This window comes from Streptococcus sp. (assembly GCF_019414905.1).
In the GTDB taxonomy this organism is placed as follows: domain Bacteria; phylum Bacillota; class Bacilli; order Lactobacillales; family Streptococcaceae; genus Streptococcus.
In genome coordinates this window covers 1-344 of record NZ_DXLC01000114.1, presented here as the reverse complement: position 1 = coordinate 344, position 344 = coordinate 1, and the positions used below count along the sequence as shown (strand labels likewise).

Genomic DNA, 344 nt, shown 5'->3' with positions numbered 1-344 from the left:
ATTTGAGTGTCAAATTGAGCAAGATTAGATCGAAAAGCTTTGATTTGTTGCGGGTAAATAGATTCCAAGGTTGCGATTCTCAAACCTTCTAATTTACCCAGTTGCCATTCACGGAGATTAGAGACGCTTTCTAAAGGACAGGGTGTCTGGAGTTGACTTTGGATAATTTCAGCCGATCTGACCGCTCGAGGTAAATCACTTGAATAAATCTGATCAAAAGGAATTTCCTTGAGATATTGGCCAAGTTGTTTTAGGGTTTCAATGGATTCAGGAAGAAGGGGAGAATCACCACTAGCACCTTGAAAGCGTCCTTCTTGGTTCCAGACGGTACGACCGTGGCGGAC

Annotated in this window: 1 protein-coding gene; it reads right to left on the bottom strand. The window is 43.0% G+C overall.

Annotation, left to right across the window (positions count from 1 at the left end; genetic code table 11):
• Positions 1-344 (bottom strand): histidine phosphatase family protein (locus QZ359_RS03510; protein ID WP_293960058.1); only part of this gene is annotated, 344 nt, incomplete at both ends.